The organism is Novosphingobium meiothermophilum, assembly GCF_003171715.1.
In the GTDB taxonomy this organism is placed as follows: domain Bacteria; phylum Pseudomonadota; class Alphaproteobacteria; order Sphingomonadales; family Sphingomonadaceae; genus Novosphingobium; species Novosphingobium meiothermophilum.
The window spans coordinates 393,800-412,274 of sequence record NZ_QGHL01000008.1 but is presented as its reverse complement, the minus strand read 5'-3'; the positions used below and the strand labels follow the sequence as shown (position 1 = coordinate 412,274).

The 18,475-nt window shown below is 66.7% G+C and carries 16 protein-coding genes; 4 read left to right on the top strand and 12 right to left on the bottom strand.

Translation table 11 applies throughout. The annotated features are described in order from the left end of the window. Positions 1-32: 32 nt before the first annotated feature. Together DKM43_RS10510 and DKM43_RS10505 are read right to left on the bottom strand one after the other, a co-directional pair. Positions 33-1,178 (bottom strand): hypothetical protein, encoded by a 1,146-nt coding sequence (locus tag DKM43_RS10510; RefSeq protein ID WP_145960501.1) that lies wholly within the window; start codon positions 1,176-1,178, stop codon positions 33-35. Next, positions 1,175-2,686 (bottom strand): glycosyl transferase family protein, encoded by a 1,512-nt coding sequence (locus DKM43_RS10505; RefSeq protein ID WP_236632505.1) that lies wholly within the window; start codon positions 2,684-2,686, stop codon positions 1,175-1,177. Before DKM43_RS10505 ends, DKM43_RS10510 begins: the two co-directional genes overlap by 4 nt. A gap of 95 nt (positions 2,687-2,781) precedes the next feature. Here DKM43_RS10505 and nhaA point away from each other — a divergent pair, with 95 nt between their 5' ends. Continuing rightward, positions 2,782-3,954: a Na+/H+ antiporter NhaA gene (nhaA, locus tag DKM43_RS10500; protein WP_109798417.1), complete on the top strand. Its 1,173-nt coding sequence runs from the start codon at positions 2,782-2,784 to the stop codon at positions 3,952-3,954. Between the two features lie 104 nt (positions 3,955-4,058). Beyond that, entirely contained in the window at positions 4,059-4,514 is a 456-nt protein-coding gene (locus DKM43_RS10495) for a Dps family protein (RefSeq protein ID WP_109798416.1), read from the top strand. An 8-nt stretch (positions 4,515-4,522) separates the two neighbouring features. Here DKM43_RS10495 and gspN read toward each other — a convergent pair whose 3' ends face one another. Genes gspN through DKM43_RS10455 form a run of 8 tightly spaced genes read right to left on the bottom strand, consistent with a single transcriptional unit; the run spans position 4,523 to position 13,246 of the window. Beyond that, entirely contained in the window at positions 4,523-5,206 is a 684-nt protein-coding gene (gene gspN / locus DKM43_RS10490) for a type II secretion system protein N (RefSeq protein ID WP_109798415.1), read from the bottom strand. After that, on the bottom strand, positions 5,203-5,685 hold the full coding sequence (gspM, locus tag DKM43_RS10485) for a type II secretion system protein GspM (RefSeq protein ID WP_109798414.1): 483 nt from the start codon (positions 5,683-5,685) through the stop codon (positions 5,203-5,205). Before gspM ends, gspN begins: the two co-directional genes overlap by 4 nt. Beyond that, the gene (gspL, locus tag DKM43_RS10480; protein ID WP_109798413.1) at positions 5,682-6,815 is read right to left on the bottom strand and encodes a type II secretion system protein GspL; all 1,134 of its coding nucleotides are present in this window, start codon (positions 6,813-6,815) and stop codon (positions 5,682-5,684) included. The genes gspM and gspL overlap by 4 nt, the downstream gene beginning before the upstream one ends. 9 nt (positions 6,816-6,824) lie before the next feature. Then, positions 6,825-7,334 carry a type II secretion system major pseudopilin GspG gene (gene gspG, locus DKM43_RS10475; protein WP_109798499.1) on the bottom strand — a complete coding sequence of 170 codons (510 nt, stop codon included), beginning with the start codon at positions 7,332-7,334 and terminating at the stop codon, positions 6,825-6,827. Positions 7,335-7,351: 17 nt separating this feature from the next. Next, positions 7,352-8,581, bottom strand: coding sequence for a type II secretion system inner membrane protein GspF (gene gspF / locus DKM43_RS10470; RefSeq protein WP_109798412.1), 1,230 nt, complete (start codon positions 8,579-8,581; stop codon positions 7,352-7,354). Then, the gene (gspE, locus tag DKM43_RS10465) at positions 8,581-10,089 is read right to left on the bottom strand and encodes a type II secretion system ATPase GspE (protein ID WP_109798497.1); all 1,509 of its coding nucleotides are present in this window, start codon (positions 10,087-10,089) and stop codon (positions 8,581-8,583) included. The genes gspF and gspE overlap by 1 nt, the downstream gene beginning before the upstream one ends. 25 nt (positions 10,090-10,114) lie before the next feature. Further along, positions 10,115-12,376, bottom strand: a complete 2,262-nt coding sequence (gspD, locus tag DKM43_RS10460) for a type II secretion system secretin GspD (protein ID WP_236632504.1) — start codon at positions 12,374-12,376, stop codon at positions 10,115-10,117. 12 nt (positions 12,377-12,388) lie between these two features. After that, positions 12,389-13,246 carry a type II secretion system protein N gene (locus DKM43_RS10455; RefSeq protein WP_236632503.1) on the bottom strand — a complete coding sequence of 286 codons (858 nt, stop codon included), beginning with the start codon at positions 13,244-13,246 and terminating at the stop codon, positions 12,389-12,391. Between the two features lie 207 nt (positions 13,247-13,453). Between DKM43_RS10455 and DKM43_RS10450 the strand changes: the two genes are divergently transcribed. Further along, positions 13,454-13,957 (top strand): NUDIX domain-containing protein, encoded by a 504-nt coding sequence (locus tag DKM43_RS10450; RefSeq protein ID WP_145960500.1) that lies wholly within the window; start codon positions 13,454-13,456, stop codon positions 13,955-13,957. Here DKM43_RS10450 and dinB read toward each other — a convergent pair. Further along, the gene (gene dinB, locus DKM43_RS10445; protein WP_109798410.1) at positions 13,936-15,102 is read right to left on the bottom strand and encodes a DNA polymerase IV; all 1,167 of its coding nucleotides are present in this window, start codon (positions 15,100-15,102) and stop codon (positions 13,936-13,938) included. The genes DKM43_RS10450 and dinB overlap by 22 nt on opposite strands. Positions 15,103-15,179: 77 nt before the next feature. Between dinB and DKM43_RS10440 the strand changes: the two genes are divergently transcribed. Then, positions 15,180-16,439 carry a multidrug effflux MFS transporter gene (locus tag DKM43_RS10440; RefSeq protein ID WP_109798409.1) on the top strand — a complete coding sequence of 420 codons (1,260 nt, stop codon included), beginning with the start codon at positions 15,180-15,182 and terminating at the stop codon, positions 16,437-16,439. A gap of 5 nt (positions 16,440-16,444) precedes the next feature. Here the strand turns inward: DKM43_RS10440 and DKM43_RS16790 are convergent, their stop codons facing one another. Continuing rightward, complete coding sequence (locus tag DKM43_RS16790; RefSeq protein WP_161554073.1) at positions 16,445-18,391, bottom strand: putative bifunctional diguanylate cyclase/phosphodiesterase; 1,947 nt, start codon at positions 18,389-18,391, stop codon at positions 16,445-16,447. Positions 18,392-18,475 lie beyond the last annotated feature (84 nt).

Below are 18,475 nucleotides of genomic sequence, written 5' to 3'. Positions count from 1 at the left end.
CATCGCTTTCCCCGGCAAAAACCGCATCGCTGTCAGAACGAAGAGGCGATGGTCAGTGCCGGACCGCTGCCGGGGCTGGCATTGCCCGCTATGCGAAAGCGCCAGTCCAGCGCCAGCCGCGTCGGCGCGCCGTCTCCCAGATCGATGCGCACGGAGGCGCGCGGCCCTGCGTCAAGACGCGCCGCGCCCTTTTGCCCGCCGGTCCAGATACCCGCGCCGATGCGCAGCGCCTGCCTGCGGGGCAGCACGCCTTCAAGCGGCCGGTCGACCAGCGCCTGTGCATCGAAGAACGCGGTCGCATCGCGCCCCGCGGCATAGCCCGCCTGACCATAGGCTTCGGCGCGCAATCCCAGCGGCAGGTTCTGCCACGGCAGTTCGGTAATGACAGTCACCACCGGGCGCACTTCCATGGCACGCTGGCGGGTATCCTGAAGGCGCGCCTCGGCCAGAACGCGCAGCGGCAGCGCGGCTTGTGGTCTAAGGCCAAGCCCCAGCGCAATCTCCTTGTCCGCACCGGGCGCATTGATCGCCAGCGACGTGCGCAGATAGGCATAGCTTTCGCGCTGCTGGCCCGTGCCGAACCGGTAGCGCACGATCGCGCCTGCCTGACTTGCGCCATAGGCGGCAACGCCGGGGGCCTGCGCCGCAGCACCGCTTCCCCGGCGCAGCAGCAGCCAGTTATCCCCGCTCCAGCGCGGATCATCCTTTGCCGGCGCTGCCTCATCGGCAGGCGGCATCTTCACAGGTGCGGCGCGAGGCTCCAAGGCGGGCGCGCCGTCTCGCTGTCCCGGTCGGGCGGGCATCAGCGGCGGATTGATGATCTGCGCAAAGCGGGCGGATTGAAATCCGCGCTGCGGCAGGAAGGCGGGAATATCACCCGCTGCCTCCCGATCCCCCGCCGCGCGAACCTGCATGCGCGCTAGGTCCATGCGCGCCGACGGGACAATGGCAGAGCCACCCGGCACCTGTTCGGGCGGTGCACGGCCTTGCACATCGCGCAAGCTGGCCGATGCCGCCAGAACCTGCGCACGAAGGGCCAGCACCGGGCCATCCCTGAAGCCTCCGGTCCCCGCGCCGCCCTCCACCAGCATCATGCGCGCGGCAACCCATGCTGCCAGCACCAGCGCAAGTGCGATGACTGGCTGACCGCGCGGACGCAAAGCAGAAGGGCCTGTCACGCGGGCGCAAGCCGCGTCGCAGGCTGTCCTTCCGGCATGATCGCTTGGGCCACATGAAGGCCGTGCACCGTATGCTCCCAGCGGAGGCGACCGCCGCGCAGAACGCGCAGATAAGCCACGAGCGCCCGCCGTGCCGCCATGATCGCAATCACGTTGCTCACCGGAAGGCGGGCCACCGCCAGCAGCCCCTCGCGCCAGCCATATTCGCGCGACGTGAAGGCTGAACGCAGCACCACTCGCCAGACCAGACATGCCGCGTTGAACCAGACAAGCGCGCGCAGCAGCGGGCCTTCGGGCACAGCCTCGACCAGGCCGAGCGCTTCTGCTGCAAATAGCGCGGGCCAAAGCAGCACGAGCAGATAGGCCGCCGACAGCGCCAGCGCTACGAGGGGGCCGCGCCGGTCGCGCAGCCGCATCCACAGGTCGCAGCAAGGCAGCCCCCTTGCGCTGCAACCCCAGCCCAGCCGATCCCAGCCCTGAAAGGCTATGCCGTGCACCCAGCGGGTTTTCTGGCGGACTGCGGCCGGAAGGGCCGAGGGAAAGAACTCGCGCGTGGCCACCAGCGCGCCCTGCGCATCGCGCAGGCGCAGGAACCGTGACCGCCCGCCCGCCTCGGCCACCAGAAGCCCGCATTCATAGTCTTCGGTCAGCGATTCGGCGGCAAAGGGTTCGGCCGCCCCGCGCAAGGCCATGATCCGGTCTATCGCCCCGCGGGCGAAGGCGCAGCCCACACCCGCCGATGGCAGACCGGCGCGGATCGCATCGCGCACCACCATGTCGCGGGCATGGGCCTCGGCAAACTCGTCGCAGTAATGTCCGGCAATCCAGCGCGAGCGCGCCTGGGGTTCGGGCCGCACGGGCAATTGCACGAAGTCCACTTCATCAAGCGCCTCGTCCATGGCTGCCAGTGCGAGGGGGTGCACCATGTCTTCGGCATCATGAAGGACCAGTGCCCGCACCTGACGGTTTGCGCGCCGTTCGTCCTCGCGCACGGCGCGGTAGAGCCGGTTGAGGCAATCGGCCTTGGTCGTCGGCCCGTCACGGTCATGCACCACCACCCGAAGCCGCGCATCGCCATCTGCAGCCGCCACCAGCGCGGCCAGCGTTTCCGTATCGTTGCGATAGCAGCCGACATAGACCCGCAGGTTCGCCTGCGGCCATGCCCGGAAGGTGTGCCGCACCATGGCGCCGATCACCCGCGATTCGCGCCATGCCGGAACCAGAACCGCCATCACGCCGCTGCGGGGGGCGCCGGATACTTCCCCGATCCGGGGGGTGCGCAAACGTCCGCCCAGCTTCAGCCGCAGCCACACCAGATCAACCAGCAGTTCATCCAGAGCGAACACGGCAAACCAGATCGCGGCGAACAGCAGCAGTTCGTGCGAAAGCAGGGCAAGGGCATTGAGCAGGGGCCGGGCAATGGCGCCGACTTCAAGCAGGATATCGGCGGGAACCGGCGCATCGGCTACCGCGTTGCATGGTCCGGGTAAGGACGGACATGCCAACAAGACCCTGCCCCCGTTTGACGCGCCCTTCATGGGCGGGCACAAGGGCCAAGCTATGCCGGCTCGGCGCTCTTCAGGAACCAGGGATTAATTCGAATATGGCGGAACTGCCGGGATTTAGGGGGCTTTGGCACAGGATCAGCCACAACGAGGCCGCCCCTGGCATCGTGCTGATGGTTTCGGCGGCAATCGCGCTGGTCATGGCAAACTCGCCGCTGGCCGAAGGCTGGCACGGCCTGTTCCACCACACCCTGCCATGGACCCCCATCCCCAAGCTCGACAACCTGCACCTGTGGATCAACGACGCGCTGATGGCGGTGTTCTTCTTTGTCGTGGGGCTTGAGATCAAACGCGAGATTCTCGATGGCGCGCTATCCAATCCGCGTCGGCGGCGTCTGCCGGTGATCGCGGCCATTGCGGGCATGGCAATTCCTGCGCTGATCTATTTCGCCATTGCCGCCAAGGAGCCTGCGCTCCATCGCGGCTGGGCCATACCCTCGGCCACCGACATCGCCTTTGCCATCGGCGTGCTGGCTCTGGCTGGCAAGGGCCTGCCTTCCTCGCTGCGCCTTTTTCTGCTGACGGTGGCGATCGTGGATGATCTGGGCGCGGTCATGGTCATCGCATTTTTCTACACCAGCGGACTGAAGCTGATGTGGCTTGGTATCAGCGCGGCGATCCTCGTCGCGCTCATCATCATCAACCGTCTCGGCATCAAAGGTCTTGTGCCCTACATCATCGGGGCCATCGCGCTGTGGTATGCGGTGCTGCATTCGGGTGTCCATGCCACCATCGCGGGCGTGCTGGCCGCGCTTGCGGTGCCGCTCGCGCTCAATACCGAACATGACAGCCCGCTCCTCAGGCTGGAACATGCGCTGGTTGCACCCAATGGCTTTCTCATCGTTCCGCTGTTCGGGCTGGCCAATGCCGGGGTGGAACTGGGCCTTGCCAAAGGCGGTTCCGCCACCCTGCCGCTGGCCATCGCGCTGGGCCTTGTGATCGGCAAGCAGGTGGGCATTCTGGGAAGCATCCTTGCCGCCGAACGCATGGGCATTGCCCGCCGCCCCGAAGGCGCCAGCCTGCGTCAGCTTTGGGGCATCGCCCTGTTGTGCGGCATCGGCTTCACCATGAGCCTGTTCATCGCGGGCCTTGCCTTCCCTGCCAGCCCAATTCTGGTCGAAGAGGCCAAGCTCGGCATTCTGGGCGGATCGGTCATCTCCGCATTGGCCGGGCTGTTCCTCCTGAAAGGCAGCCAGAGAGCGACGGACTGATCGACCCGGACGATCAATCTGGACGGAACATTGCGTGAAACCTTTCAAGCCTTCGCGTGTATAGGAAACACATTCCAGCAACACACGATGAAGGGAACCTGCCCATGCCCGGAGACAACGCAAAGAAGGCCCTGATCGACAGCCTCAATGGCCTGCTCGCCGATTTCTTCACGCTCTATCTCAAGACGAAGAACTATCACTGGCATGTCGCAGGGCCGCAGTTCCGCGATCTGCACCTGCTGTTTGACGAGCAGGCGGCCGAGCTTTTCGCGCTGACCGATGTCATTGCCGAACGGGTCCGCAAGAACGGCGGCGAAACCCTTACCGGCATCGGCGCGATCCTTGCCAAGGCATCGCTCAAGGACGACACCCGCGCCAGCCTTGACGCGCGCGAGATGGTGGCCAACCTGCGCGACGACAATCTGGCGCTCATCAAGGTGATCCGCAGCGTGAAGCAGGCCGCAGGCGAGGCGGGCGACAACGCCACCGAAGGCGCCGCCGATGACTGGACCGATCAGGCCGAACGCCGCGCCTGGTTCCTCACCCAGACGCTCGCCTGAACGCTGCGTCAGAGCTTGCCGCCCGTCCCGATGCCAATTCCACCGGGGCGGGCCTCGAAGCCTGATTGCAGCAGCAGTTCGCCGGTTTCCTGCGGCAGACCGCTGAGCAGCAGTTCGGCCTGCCAGCGCCCGTCGGCCTTGATCTGCAAAGTCAGGCGTTCGGTGTCCTCGGCGCTGCGCATGGGCACCACCAGCGCGCCCTTCTCGCAGCGAGCGGTGCCAGAAAGACTGAGCGCATCGGGCAGAAGCGGTCCCAGCGCGCCCAGCGTGAGGCCCAGCGTTCCGCTCGCCTCGCGGCAGGCGCCGTCTGCCATCGCCACTGACAGATCCTGCATGACCAGCGCCGTTACCGGCAGTTCGCCCAGTCCGTCGGGCAAGGCAATCGTGCCGCTGGCCCCGTCAATGCGCACCTCGCTGCCCAGCGAAGCCCGTGCCGCAAACCCTTCGCGCGCCACCCGAACCCGTGCCTGCCCCAGGAGCAGCGGCGCCACCTCAAGTCCTGCCTCGACCGTCCCCACCGGAAACGGCCCGGCCTTGAGATCGGCAATGCGCCCGCTCCACACGGTGCCTTCGACACTGCGCGCCGTGACGCCATCGGGTGCGGCCAGCCCCATGACAAGCCGGAGCGGAACAAGCGCAATAAGCGCAAGCAGCGCCAGAGCGCAAATCAGCAAGGTCTTGCGCCCGCTCATTGCACGCCGCCCCTGCGCAGCGTGAGGTTGATCGCCACCGAACCGTCGGGTGCGGGCGTCATCGTCACCTGATCCACCGCCAGCCCCTTTGCCGCCAGTCCATCAAGCCAGACCAGCGCCGCCGCCGGACGCGCGGAAGGAATGACGAGCACGGCCGCGTCATCGCCCTGCCGCTGGCTGGACTGGACAACGAACCCAGCCTCCTGCGCCGCGGCATTTGCCACCTGATCGACCGGCCCCGCCAGTGTCGGTGCGGCTGCTGCTGGGGCGCGCTTCAGCAGGGCAAGCCCGGTTGCCATGCGCCCGGCCTGCTCGGTCGCCAGCCGGTGGCGCACAGCGGCCTCATCCAGCGCGTGGCCCAAAGGCAGGACCAGCCCGTAAACCAGCAGGATCACCCCGGCCAGCGCCGCCGCCAGGCTCACCAGCATCCGCTCGCGCGCGGTCAGCCCCAGAAACCATGCCGAAATCCGCTGCATCATGGCGCCCTCACCGTGATTGCGGCAACGATCGCACCGGTCGGATCAGGCGCCAGTGCTGGTGGAACGGTCACCTTCCAGCCTTCGTTCTGCAAGGCGATCAGCACGGCATTCACATCCTCGGCACGCGGGGCAGCAGCGGTGAAGCGCAGCGTGCCGTCCGCATCATAGGCCAGTGCGCGCAAGGTCATGCCTGGCGCGCCGCGCATCGCATCAAGCAAAGCTGCGGTGGGCGCGGCAAAGCTGGTCCCGCCCACTCCGCGCCGCGCCATCTCCGCGTTGAGCAGGCGCTCTGCCGCATCAAGGTCCGGCGCTTGGGGAAACCGCTGCTGCGCCATCTCCAGCGCGCGCAATTCCTCTGCCGCGCTGTCGGCATTCCACTTGACCACCCAAACCACCATCAGCGCCAGCGCCAGCAGCGCGGCAACAGCCGCCATGCGCGCCAGGCCCAGCCACTCGCCCGCCCGGAAAGCCGATGGCGATTTTTGCGCATGGCGGCCCTGCCGCAGGTTGAGGGCCGGGGCGGCATGGACCTCGGCCAGCCGCAGGGCCAGCGCGTCACCTTCAAGCGCCGCCTGATCGGCCGCCCCGGCCAGCGCGGGCACAAGCCCCGGCTCCGCGGCAAAGGCCGCCTCGGCCGTGCGCGCCAGCATCTGTCCGCACAGATCGGCAAGCATGACCGTGCCCTCGCGCCGCGGCAACACAAGGCCCGCCGGCACCATGGCCACGGGATCGATTCCCTGCGCCTTCAGCAGTGCCAGCCAGTGCGTCATCACCTGATCGTCAACCCGGCAGGAGAGCAGGCGCCCTTCATGCGCCGCCACCGCCACATGAACCACGCCATCGCCCAGCGCGCCCTGCGCAGCGGCAAGCCGCTCTGCCGCCAGTGCCTGCGCTTCAGGCATATCGGGCAGGGCGCGGTCCAGCACAGGGGCATCGCCTGCGGGAACCAGAACGGTAACGCGGCCCGCCTCGCCCCATGGCGCTGTGTGGACTTCGGGATCGAAGGCCATGTCGCGGCCCGCACGCTCCCCGCCCATGCGCCACCAGTGCCAGCGCCCGCCATCGGCGGCGGGCAGCAGCACGATCAGGCCGTCAGGCCCTTCGGCATCGGGAAAGGCGGCATCAGCCATCGCGCGCGATCATTTCTGGCCGGATGACGGGCTGGCGTAGATGTCGGCATTGAGATCGGTTCCGCCCGGCTGGCCATCGGCCCCCAGCGAGAATATCTCGAACGGGCGGCCATCGCGCCCCGGCACCTGATACTGATAGGGGCGTCCCCACGGATCGGCGGGAATGTCTTTCACGTAGCCGCCCGAACGGTAGTTCTGGGGCATGGCTAGATTGGCTGGCGGGGTCTTGAGCGCATTCAACCCCTCAGCCTGACCGGGATAGCTGGCCATGTCGAGCCGGTACATCTCCATTGCCTGTTCCAGCGTGGCGATATCGCCCCGCGCCTTGACCACCATGGCCTTGTCCTGGCTCGGCAGCACGTTGATGAGAACCACCGTCGCCAGCAGGCCGATGATGAAGATCACAACCATCAGTTCCACAAGGCTGAAGCCGTTGCGGCGGCGCTGGTCTCCCCGCCTTTGGGCCACGGTTTCGGGCGCGGCGGCACTTGCGGTTTCTCTCACGGTCGGGTCGGTCATGGTCCGGTTTCGCATGTTCACAGTCCGGTCAGGCTTTGAAGCTGCAGGATCGGCAGCAGGATGGCGAGGATGATGAGCGCGACGACCGTGCCCATCACCACGATGATGGCTGGTTCCAGCAGCGCCATGGCCGCCGCGGTAAAGGCTTCGAACTCACGCTCAAGGTAATCGGCGGCGCGCGCCAGCATGGGGCCAAGCTGGCCTGCCGCCTCGCCGCTTGCCGCCAGATAGACCAGCAGGGGCGGAAATGTTCCCGCTTCGCGCAGCGCGGTGGAAAGCGATCCGCCCGCACGCACTTTCTCTCCGATCTCGCCCAGCGCGCGGGCCTGCACCGCGTTCGATACCGTGCGCGTCGCCAGCCGCAGGCCATCGACCAGCGGCAGGCGCGCCTCGATCATCGTGGCCAGCGTGCGCGCCAGCGATGCGGCATGAACATCGCGAATGAGCTTGCCCAGAAATGGCAGGCGCAGCAGCCAGCCGTCGAAGCGCAGCCGGAAGGCCGGGTTGCGCAAGGCCCGCCCAAAAGCGGCAATGGCAAGCGCCAGCAGGATCAGCAGCGCCCACCACCACGCGCTCAGGAACTGCGAAATGCCGATGACCGCCCGCGTCAGCACCGGCAGTTGCCGCGCTGCATTGTCGAACTGTTCGACCACGCGCGGCACCACCGAAACCATCAGCCCGATGACCACCGCGATGGCCACCAGCGAAAGCACCACCGGATAGGCGAGCGCCGCGATGATCTTGCCGCGCACCTGCGCCTGCTTCTCCAGCATGTCGGCCAGACGGTCGGCAATGGCGGGCAGGCTGCCGGAGTTCTCGCCCGCGGCAATCATCGCGCGGTAGATCGGCGGAAAGCTCGGCTCTTCGCGGCGCATGGCCTCGGCCAGCGGCAGCCCTTCGACGATCCCGGCATGGACATTAGCAAGGATCGCCTGCGCCTTGGGCTTTTCGGTCTGCCGGGCAATCGTGCGCAGCGTCTCCTCAAGCGGGCTGACGACCATCAACGAGGAGAGCTGGCGCGTGAACAGCGCAAGCTGCTTCGCGCTCAGCTTCGCGGCAAACAGCGAAAGGCCCGATGTGGCCGTGGCCGCGCGCCGGGCGGATGCCGCCGCATCAGGGTTGACGCTGACAACGAACCACTGCCTCTCGCCCAGTTTCTCGCGCGCGGCCGTCTCGCTCGCTGCCTCGATGGCGCCGCGCCGCTCCTCACCCTTCGGGTCGATCGCGTGATAGGAAAACCGCGCCATCAGCCGTCCCGCCGCATGATGCGCGCGGCCTCCTCAGGGCTGGTGGTGCCATCCTTCACCATGCGCCGCACGGCCTTGGCCAGCGTTGGCGAATCGGCAAAGGCATGGCGCGCAATCGCGGCCTCATCGGCGTTGTCATGGATCATCTGGCGGACCGTCTCATCCACCCGCAGCGCCTCGAACACCCCCACCCGGCCCTGATAGCCCGTCTGCCCGCATTCGGCGCAGCCCTTTGCAGACCAGACCGTGCGGCCCGCCTTCATGCCCAGAACCTGCGCCATGCCGGGATCGAGAGCGCGTTCCTCGCGGCAGTGCGGGCACAGACGGCGCACCAGACGCTGGGCAATGACCGCGCGCAGGGTGGATGCCAGCAGGAACGGCTCCACCCCCATGTCGCGCATCCGCGTGATCGCACCGGCCGCATCGTTGGTGTGGACGGTCGAAAGGACAAGGTGCCCGGTCAGCGATGCCTGCACCGCGATGTCGGCGGTTTCCCTGTCGCGGATTTCTCCCACCATGACCACGTCCGGGTCCTGGCGCAGGATGGCACGCAGCCCGGCGGCAAAGGTCAGCCCGACCTTGGCGTTCACCTGGGTCTGGCCCACGCCGTCCACAGCGTATTCCACAGGGTCTTCCACTGTCAGGATATTGCGTGCACCATCGTTCAGGACCCGCAGCGCGGCATAGAGCGTGGTCGTCTTGCCCGAACCGGTCGGCCCGGTGACAAGCACGATGCCGTTGGGTTCGGCCAGCGCGCGGCGCAGCGTGTCCTCGGCCTTGGGATCAAGCCCCAGCGCCGCCAGTTCGATCCCGGCGTTCTCCTTGTCGAGCAGGCGCATGACCACCCGCTCGCCCGCCCGGTTGGGCAAGGTCGATACGCGCACGTCCACCAGCTTTCCGCCAAGGCTCAGCGATATGCGCCCGTCCTGCGGCACGCGCCGCTCGGCAATATCGAGCCGGGCCATGACCTTGATGCGGCTGACCAGCACGGGCGCCACGTGGGGCGGCATCCGCAGCTTCTCGGTCAGCACCCCATCCACGCGCATCCGCACCACCAGCGCGCCTTCATAAGGCTCGATGTGGATGTCCGAGACGCCCTGCCGCAGGCTCTCGGCAATCAGCCCGTTGATGAGCCGGATCGCGGGTGCATCATCGGCACTGTCAAGCAGATCCTCGGCCGAAGGCAGGCCAAGCGCCAGCGGGTCCAGCCCCTCGCCCGCAAGACCCATGTCGCCTGCAACGGCGGCGGCGGCACCATCGACCGCGAAAGTGCTGGCCAGCAGCTTCTCGAACTCGGCCTGAGGCACCTCGCGCACGGCAAGCGGCCGCCGGTGTGCACGGCGAAGCTCAATGAGGGCAAGCCGATCACCCCCCTCGCGCAGGGCCACGTCGAGCCCGTTTTCATCCATCCGCTCCACCAGAACGCCGCGATCGCGGGCATAGCCATAGGGCACCTGCGGCACCGCACCGGTATCGGTTGCGGGGCCTGATCCCGAAGCCGGGTCCATGATCGAGGCGGACGCGTCCATCGCTTCAGTTCTGTGCGCTGCTGGGCGGAAGTTCCGCGTCCTCAAGCGGCTGGGCGGAAGCCTTGGGCCTGATCAGCGTGTCTCCGGGAGCCACCACTGCCACTTCTGCGGTGGGCGCGGCGGGCAGGCTCGCGCCCATGTAATCGACGATCAGTTCATCAATCCCCGGTTCGCGGCGCGGGGCGAACTGCACCTGCGCATCGCGGATCACGCCATAGCGGCGGGCCGCCAGCGCCTGCCGGTCTGCCGCATTGCGCAGAATGGTGGGGCGGATGAACACCATCAGGTTGGTCTTCACCCGGCTGCGCGCACGCGACTTGAATGCCTCGCCAAGCAGCGGGATGTCGCCCAGAAAAGGCACTTTCTGCAACGTGCGCTGCTCGTTGTCATCCAAGAGGCCGCCCAGGGCCACGATCTCGCGGTCGCCCACGGTCACGGTGGTCTTGATCTCGCGCTTGTTGATGATGAGTTCGTTCGACGTGCGCGAGACCGTGCCCGCAATCGAGCTGACTTCCTGTCGCAGGTCCAGCCGCACGAGGTTCCCTGCATTGATCTGCGGCGTCACATCCAGTTCGATGCCCACGTTCTGGCGCTGGATCGTGCGGAAGGTGTCGCTGAAGTTCCCGCCCGAAAGCGCCTCGCCGGTGGTGATCGGCACATCCTGCCCGAACAGGATCGAGGCGGGCACATTGTTGTTGGTGGTGATGTGCGGGGTGGAAAGGATGTTCGAATTGCGATCGGTCTGCACCGCATTGATGATCGCGCCAAGATAGGTGTCGCGGCTCAGTTCGGTAAGGAAGCCCGAATAGGCCCCGCGCGCCGCGAGAATCTTGGTGGCGGCATTCTCGCGCAGCAGATCCCCCGCCGCGCTGTTGGTGGTGGTCGTCACGGTCGCGCCGTTCACAACCGTTGTCGTCTGGTTGAGGTTATCGGCCAGAAGACCGCCCGCAATGTCGATGATGTTGGGCGAGCTGTTCGAGAAATTGGTGACGGTAAAGGGCTTATCCTTGCCGCCGAACAGCAGTTGCACCCCCAGTTCGCGCGCCACGTTGTCCGAGATTTCGACGATGATCGCCTCGACCAGCACCTGCTCCTGCGGAATGTCTAGCTGGCGGATCACCTCGCTGATGCGGCGCTGCTCGTCGGCGGGCGCGGAAATGATGATGGCGTTCGCGCCCGGATAGCGGGTGATCGTGGCCGTGCCGCGTCCGTTTGCAAGCTTGATCGGGCCGTTGCCCAGCCCGCCCGTCGTCGCCCCGATGGGGCTGGTGGCATTGCCGCCCGCGGTTGCGGCCGGTCCGGTCGAACCGTTTGCCCCGGCCGATGACGTGCCGCTGCCGCCTACCCCGCCCAGCGAGATCGGCGCGGCACTGGCGGATGTCACCTCGCCCCCGCCCTGCCCGCCCAGCAGGCGTTCCAGCACGGGCACCAGCGCCGCCGAATCGGCGTGATCGAGCCAGATCACCTTGATCTCGCCGCCTTGGGCAGCCTTGGCATCAAGCTGGCGCGCCATGGCGGCCATCTTGGCCAGCGTCGCCGGTTCGCCGCGCATGAGCACGGCATTGGCGCTGTCGACCGCGACGACGGTGGCCAGCGCCCGCGCGCCTTCGCCGCCCTGCGGCACAAGCTGGCTCAGCGCGGTCGCAATCTCGCGCGCGCCGGCATGTTCGAGCATGACCGTCTGGGTTGCCGCATTGTCGCGGTCGATATCGGCAAGCAGCGCCCGGATGCGGCGCATGTTGTCGGCATAATCGACCACCACCAGCGAATTGCCCGCCTTGTTGGCGGTGATCGCACCTTCCTTGCTGATGAGCGGGCGCAGCGTTTCCACCGCCTGCGGGGCATCGATCGCGCGAAGGCGGATCACTTCGGTCACCATCTGGCTTTGCGCCGCGCCCCGGCTGCCGATCCGGCTGGGATTGGCCGCAGCGCCATCGGCAGGCTGGATGCGGAAGGCACCGTTGCCCGTGGGCACCGCCACCAGCCCGTTTGCGCGCAAGGTTGAAAGGAACACCTCGAAGTATTCCGAGCGGTTCAGCGTCCGGTCCGAAACCACACTGACCTTGGTCTGGACGCGGCTGTCGACGATGAAGGTCCGGCCCGTCACTTCGGCGGCATCGGCCACGAAGGCCCGGATATCGGCCTCGCGCACGTTCAGCGTGTATTGCGCCAGCGCCGCCTGAGGCAGGGCAAGGGCCAGCGCAGCCGCGCCCAGCAGGAAGGCGGGGCGGGAAACAAGACGCAGGTTCATCGGCTTTTTCTTCATATCGAGGTGGCCTTACGGCGCGAGGGTGATGGCCAGGGGAAGCTGGCGATCGCCCCGTTTGACTGTGACGGAAAGCGCTGCGCCGGGCCGCAGGGCGGCGGAAAGCGCTGCCGCATCCGCCGCGCCCGTCACCGGCTTGCCATCAAGCGCGACGATGACATCGCCGGGCTGGAAACCGGCAGCGCGAAAGACGCTGCCATCGTCTGCGGACAGCACTTCGAGGCCGACAACCTTGCCGCCTTCGGCGCGCGGCCCGAAATTGACCCCGCCGCGCAGCGCGGCAACGCTGATCGCGCCGCCTGCGGATGTGCTTTCGGCAGGAACAGACGCGGGATTGGCCGCCACCACGCCATCGGCTGCCGGCGCAGGCTTTGACTGGTCGAGATAGAGCAGTTCCTTCGCCCCGTTGCGCGAGAGTTCGACATGATCGAACGCGACTGCCGCAAGGGTGACGCCCGGCTGAACTTCCATTCCCACGCGATAGACCTGCTGCACTCCGTCACCCCCGGCAATGATGGCGGAACCGCCGCCTCCGGGCATGGCGCGGGTGGCAAAAAGCGTGAGCGCCAGCGAAGTCACCGTGCCGGACGCCGCCGAGGGATCAGGACCGGCAGCAACCGCCGTCCGATTGAACGGATCGAGGCTGGCAAACAGCGCGGCGCGCGCCGTGGCCGACATGGTTTGCACGCCCGGTGCGCGCCAGTCTCCCACCGGCGATACCGGCGTGACCACGGCCCAGAACAGCGCAGCACCCAGAAACGCGATCAGCGCGGCCAGCAGCCACCACAGGACAGCACGCAGCACGGACAAGCCCGTGGCGCCGCGGACAATGCCGCCTGCACCTGCCAGCCTGAAGCCCCCGAATCTCAAGCCTGTGTTCCCTTCCAGCGCGTCAGGCATAACCGTGTGCGGGCGATTCACAAACGCCCGCGTCATATCCCGCCACCGCTTTGCCAAAGCAGCCATTTGCTACCGTGATATGACAAGAGAATGGCAATCCCGCAGCAACTGGTCCGAACAGGAACAGTGTCCTTCATGGACGCGCCAAGGGCATGACATGATGACAAACCTGCCCGCGTGGTCCAGACCCGCAGGATGCTGTCGGTCCTGCCACGCCGGGTTCATCTGCTGGTGCTGCGCGCCGCCCATGGCATGCGCGTGTGGTGGTGGCGCAGGACAGGCGCAAGCGTGCGTGGATGCACGGTCATTGCGGCCAATGCGCAAGGCGAGGTTCTGCTCGTGCGCCATACCTATCACGCCCCCGATGTCTGGATGCTGCCCGGTGGCGGTCTTGGCCGGAGCGAAAGCCCGGAACGCACCGCGATGCGCGAACTGGCGGAAGAGGTGGGCTGCCTGCTTGCCGCACCCTGTCACATTGCCACCTTCACCATCGCGCGCCGGGGATGGACCAATCACCTGGAACTGGTGGCAGGAACCACGTCCGATGAACCCTGCCCCGATGGGCGCGAGATTCTGGAAGCGCGCTTCTTTCATCCTCAATGTCTCCCCGAACGGGCCAACGGGCCGACGCGCGAGATGATCGGACGCTGGCTGGAGCTTCAGAACGGCAGTTCAGGCTGAAGAACCGGGGCCGCACCGGTATCGGCAGGATGGCCGGGCGTGTCCGCTTCAAGCGCAGACAGCGTCAGCCCCATCAGCCGGATCGGCCGGGGCAGCGGAAGCTGCGCGTCCAGCAGCTCGCGCGCAAGGGCGGCAAACTCGGCCTTGTCCGCAATCGCCCGCGGCAGCGATCTTGCCCGGCTGAACGGCGTGAAATCGTTGAACTTCAGCTTCAGCGTTACCGTGCGGCCCTTTGCGCCGCTGCGCTCAATTCGATCCCAGACGATAGCGATGATCGTCTCCAGCGTTTCGCGCAGCATGGGGCCAGAGGAAATGTCGCGCTCGAAGGTGCGCTCGCCGCCCACCGACTTGCGCGGCCTGTCGGCGCGCACCTGCCGCAGGTCGATGCCGCGAGCGGCCCGGTAGAGATAGTCGGCAACGCTGCCGAAATGCGTGCGAAGGAAGTCCAGATCCCTCGCCCTGAGATCGGCGCCGGTCTCGATTCCCAGCCGCGCCATCTTTTCCGCCCCGCGCGGGCCGATGCCGTGAAATCGGCGCACAGGCAATGCGGCGACGAAAGCGGCCCCTTCGCCCGGCCGGATCACGCAAAGACCATCAGGCTTGTTCTGGTCACTGGCGATCTTGGCAAGGAACTTGTTGTAGGAAACGCCTGCGCTGGCAGTCAGCCCGGTCTCGGCGCGGATACGCTGGCGGATCAGTTCGGCAATGCGGGTGGCCGAACCGATCCCCCGGACATCATCGGTCACGTCAAGATAGGCTTCGTCGAGCGAGAGCGGTTCGACATGAGGGGTGAAGTGCAGGAAAATGGCGCGGATCTGCCGTGACACCGCCTTGTAAACCTCGAAGCGGGGCTTGCGGAAGATGAGGTCCGGGCACAGTTGCACCGCGCGGGCCGAAGGCATGGCCGACCGCACGCCAAAACGGCGCGCCTCGTAGCTTGCGGCTGCCACCACGCCGCGCCCGGCCGAACCGCCCACTGCCACCGGAAGCCCGCGCAGCGAAGGGTCATCGCGCTGTTCGACACTGGCAAAGAAGGCGTCCATGTCGACATGGATGATCTTGCGCAGGCCGAAGGCGCGCCGGTCCGGCTCGTCGGCCACGCTGCGCCGGGCATGATCGGGGTCATCAATTTGCACACGATCCATCCGGCCCACGATAGGCCCTTTTGCGCCGCAACATAAAGGGTGGGATTTGCCAAGGAACTGGTCCAGAGGGATCGGTGATGCCCGTCCTCGATTCCTGCAAATCCCGCACCATCGGCGAACGCGAAACGATCGCCATGATGGCGCTGCTCATGGCGTTGCAGGCGCTGGCGGTCGATGCCATGCTGCCCGCATTGGGACGGATCGCCGCCGATCTGGGCGCAGCCGATCCCAATGACCGGCAGCTTGTGGTGGGCGTGTTCCTGCTGGCGTCGGGCTTCGCCTCGCTCTTTCCCGGCGCGCTGGCCGACCGTTACGGACGCCGCCCGGTGCTCCTGTCGTGCATCGCCATCTACGTCGCCTGCTCGCTGGGCTGCGCGCTGGTCAGTTCGTTCGAGGCGCTGCTGGTGATGCGGATGCTCAAGGCGCTGGGCTGCGGCGGCCTTGCGGTGCTGCCCGCCGCCATCATCCGCGACCGCTTTTCGGGCGATCAGATGGCGCGGCAGATGTCGGTTATCTCGATGGTCTTTCTCGTCGTGCCGATGCTCGCCCCCAGCATCGGCCAGCTGGTGCTGCTGTTCGCCGGCTGGCGCTGGATCTTCGTGTTCCTAGCGGCAATGGGCGTGGCCATGGCGTTATGGGTGGGGCTGCGCCTGCCCGAAACGCTGCGCGCGGAATATCGCCAGCCGATCCGCCCCGGCGTTATCGGCATCAACATGCTGGAAGCGGCAACCAACCGCGCCTCTATCGGCTATGTTCTGGGCGGTTCGCTGACCTTCGGTGCGATGATCGGCTACGTCAATTCCTCGCAGCAACTGGTGGCCGAGCATTTCGGCGCGGGCGCCCTGTTTCCGCTGCTGTTCGGCGGCTCCGCGCTGATGATGGCGGCGGCAAACTTTTCCAATTCGCGGATCGTCGAACGTTTCGGGGCAAGGCGGGTTTCGCATACCGCAGTGCTGCTGTTCATCATGGTGAGCGCTCTGCAACTGTGGTTTGCCACGCGCCCGGACGAAACGCTCTTGCAGTTCATGCCGCTGATGGTCACGAACATGATCCTTATCGGCTTCATCGGTGCCAACTTCGGCTCGATCGCACTGCAACCCTTCGCGCGCACGGCAGGCACGGCCAATTCGATGCATGCCTTCCTGCGCATGGTCATCGGTTCTTCCATCGGGATCTTCGTGGGACAGGCATACGACGGATCGGCCCGCCCGCTGGCCACCGCACTGCTGTGCGCCGGGATGCTGAGCCTGCTGCTGGTGCTGTTCAGCGAGCGCGGCAGGCTGTTTCGCCGTGTTCTTCCGCCGGGGGCGCCGCGTCCGATCGTGCTTGAGCACTGACCCTTTCAGGCACGCAGCACGGCGGGCGGGCGGGGCGGCGAAGCCTGCATGATTGCAAGGGCCGCTGCGGCCGGTTCGGGCCTGCCGAAATGGTATCCCTGCATCATCCTTATGCCCAGCGCCTGCGCCGTGCGGGCCTGTTCCTCGTCTTCCACGCCTTCGATGATGCACTCGATGCCCAGTTGCCACGAAAGACCAATGATCGTGCTGACCAGCGTTCGCGCGCCGGGATCGCTGGCCAGCGCGCGGGAAAGATCCTGATCGATCTTGATCGCATCGAATGGCAGACGATTGACCTGGCTCAGGCTTGACCAGCCCGCGCCGAAATCGTCGAGCGCAAGCCTGAAGCCCTTGCCGCGCAGGGCCTGCAACTGCTCCTCGGCGCGCCGGGGATCACCGATAAGCGCGCGCTCGGTCACTTCGAGCATGATCGCCTGAGGCGGCGCGCCTGCATCCTCGGCCAGCCGCGCGAAAGCCTCGGCAGAACCGGCGCGCATAAGATCGCGGGGGGCAAGGTTGATCGAGAGCATGCACCCGTGCTGCCAGGCAGGGCATTCGCGCAAGGCCCGTGCCATGACCGCACGTGTCAGGTCTCCCGTGCGGCCGGTTGCCTCGGCCAGCGTCATGAACTGGGCAGGCGCAAGCCAGCGCTCGCCATCCGGGCTCCAGCGGACAAAGGCTTCAAAGCCAGTGACGCTCCCGGTCACGCCATCGATCACCGGCTGGTAGAGCAGCTTGAGACGGTCGGACAGGTTGCTGTCGTTGAACAGGCGCGTGATGGCGGCGCGGTCCTGCATGGCGGCTTCGTCATCCGGGCTGAAGACCACAACCGCGCCGTCGGATTGCTCCTTGGCCTTGTAGAGCGCGGCATCAGCCCGTTCGAGGCAGTCGCTGGCGCTGCGTCGGTCAATCCGGTGAACACCGATCGAACCCGACAGGCGCAGCACCGCACCGCCATGCAGAACCGGTGCACGCAGCGTCTCTGAAAGCTGCTCGGCCAGCGCGCGCACGGCGGCTTCGTCATGGCCCGCATCGATGATGGCGGCAAACTCGTCGCCGCCAAGGCGGCCATGACAGCGCAGCACCGGACAGGCCGCGAGGCGTTGGGCCACGGCTGCCAGAACCGCATCGCCCGCAGCGTGGCCATAAGTATCGTTGATGTGCTTGAACCCGTCCAGATCGATCAGGGCAAGCCATGCCGCCTGCGCAGGTTGCTCACCGCGTGCAGCCTCGGCTTCAAGCTCGGCAAGGATCGCCCGCCGGTTGAGCGATCCGGTCAGGGAATCGATCGTGGCCTGACGCAGGTTGCTTTGCGCCAGTTCCGCCGCCTCGCGCTCGCGCCGGGCCAGTTCCTGCCGGGACAGTTCAAGCCTCACGAAATCCCGATGATGCCCGTTCGTGACGAGCAGCAGCAGAACCGTGACCACGGCCTGTATCAGGATCACCGGAACGGCATTGGGATGGCCGCTGAACAGGATCTGGCCCGTTGTGGGAATGGTGATCGCAATAGCGATCCTCAGCGCGGTCAGGGGCGCATGGCCAAGGCCAAGGATGCCCGAAAACAGCGTGATCGCCATGATGTAGTGAATGAACGACTGTTCTGCCTGCGTGCCGTAGGGATAGAGCGCCATGCCCCAGAGCGCGAAAAGGAATCCCGCAATCGCGCCCAGCCAGCTCATGCGCCGCAGATCGCGGCGCTGCACGCTGACGGGCCGGGCAAGCACCGCCGCGGGCAACCAGTAGATGGCCCGCCACAGGGCGAAACTGCCAAGGACCAGCGGACCGAACAGCACCAGCGGAACCGGTGCATCGCTGTGGAAATGGGCGGCGACAAGACAGGAATTGACCACCACCACCAGATAGAGCAGCGGCAGTCGGTGCGAGAGGCTGGTGGCATAGGCGCGGGTGAAGCGGTCCCCTTCGTGCTGGATCCAGCCGCCACGAGGACGCAAGGCGCGCCAAAGGCTGAAGCCAATCAGCCTTTTCGCCGCAACAGGGTTTTGCGCTCCCGATACCATCGGGCCAGACGATAGCCC

Coding starts and splice junctions, on each gene's coding strand:
- nhaA (WP_109798417.1), top strand. CDS start 2,782: ATGGCGGAACTGCCGGGATTTAGGGGGCTTTGGCACAGGATCAGCCAC.
- DKM43_RS10495 (WP_109798416.1), top strand. CDS start 4,059: ATGCCCGGAGACAACGCAAAGAAGGCCCTGATCGACAGCCTCAATGGC.
- gspN (WP_109798415.1), bottom strand. CDS start 5,206: ATGAGCGGGCGCAAGACCTTGCTGATTTGCGCTCTGGCGCTGCTTGCG.
- gspM (WP_109798414.1), bottom strand. CDS start 5,685: ATGATGCAGCGGATTTCGGCATGGTTTCTGGGGCTGACCGCGCGCGAG.
- gspL (WP_109798413.1), bottom strand. CDS start 6,815: ATGGCTGATGCCGCCTTTCCCGATGCCGAAGGGCCTGACGGCCTGATC.
- gspG (WP_109798499.1), bottom strand. CDS start 7,334: ATGACCGACCCGACCGTGAGAGAAACCGCAAGTGCCGCCGCGCCCGAA.
- gspF (WP_109798412.1), bottom strand. CDS start 8,581: ATGGCGCGGTTTTCCTATCACGCGATCGACCCGAAGGGTGAGGAGCGG.
- gspE (WP_109798497.1), bottom strand. CDS start 10,089: ATGGACCCGGCTTCGGGATCAGGCCCCGCAACCGATACCGGTGCGGTG.
- gspD (WP_236632504.1), bottom strand. CDS start 12,376: ATGAAGAAAAAGCCGATGAACCTGCGTCTTGTTTCCCGCCCCGCCTTC.
- dinB (WP_109798410.1), bottom strand. CDS start 15,102: ATGGATCGTGTGCAAATTGATGACCCCGATCATGCCCGGCGCAGCGTG.
- DKM43_RS10440 (WP_109798409.1), top strand. CDS start 15,180: ATGCCCGTCCTCGATTCCTGCAAATCCCGCACCATCGGCGAACGCGAA.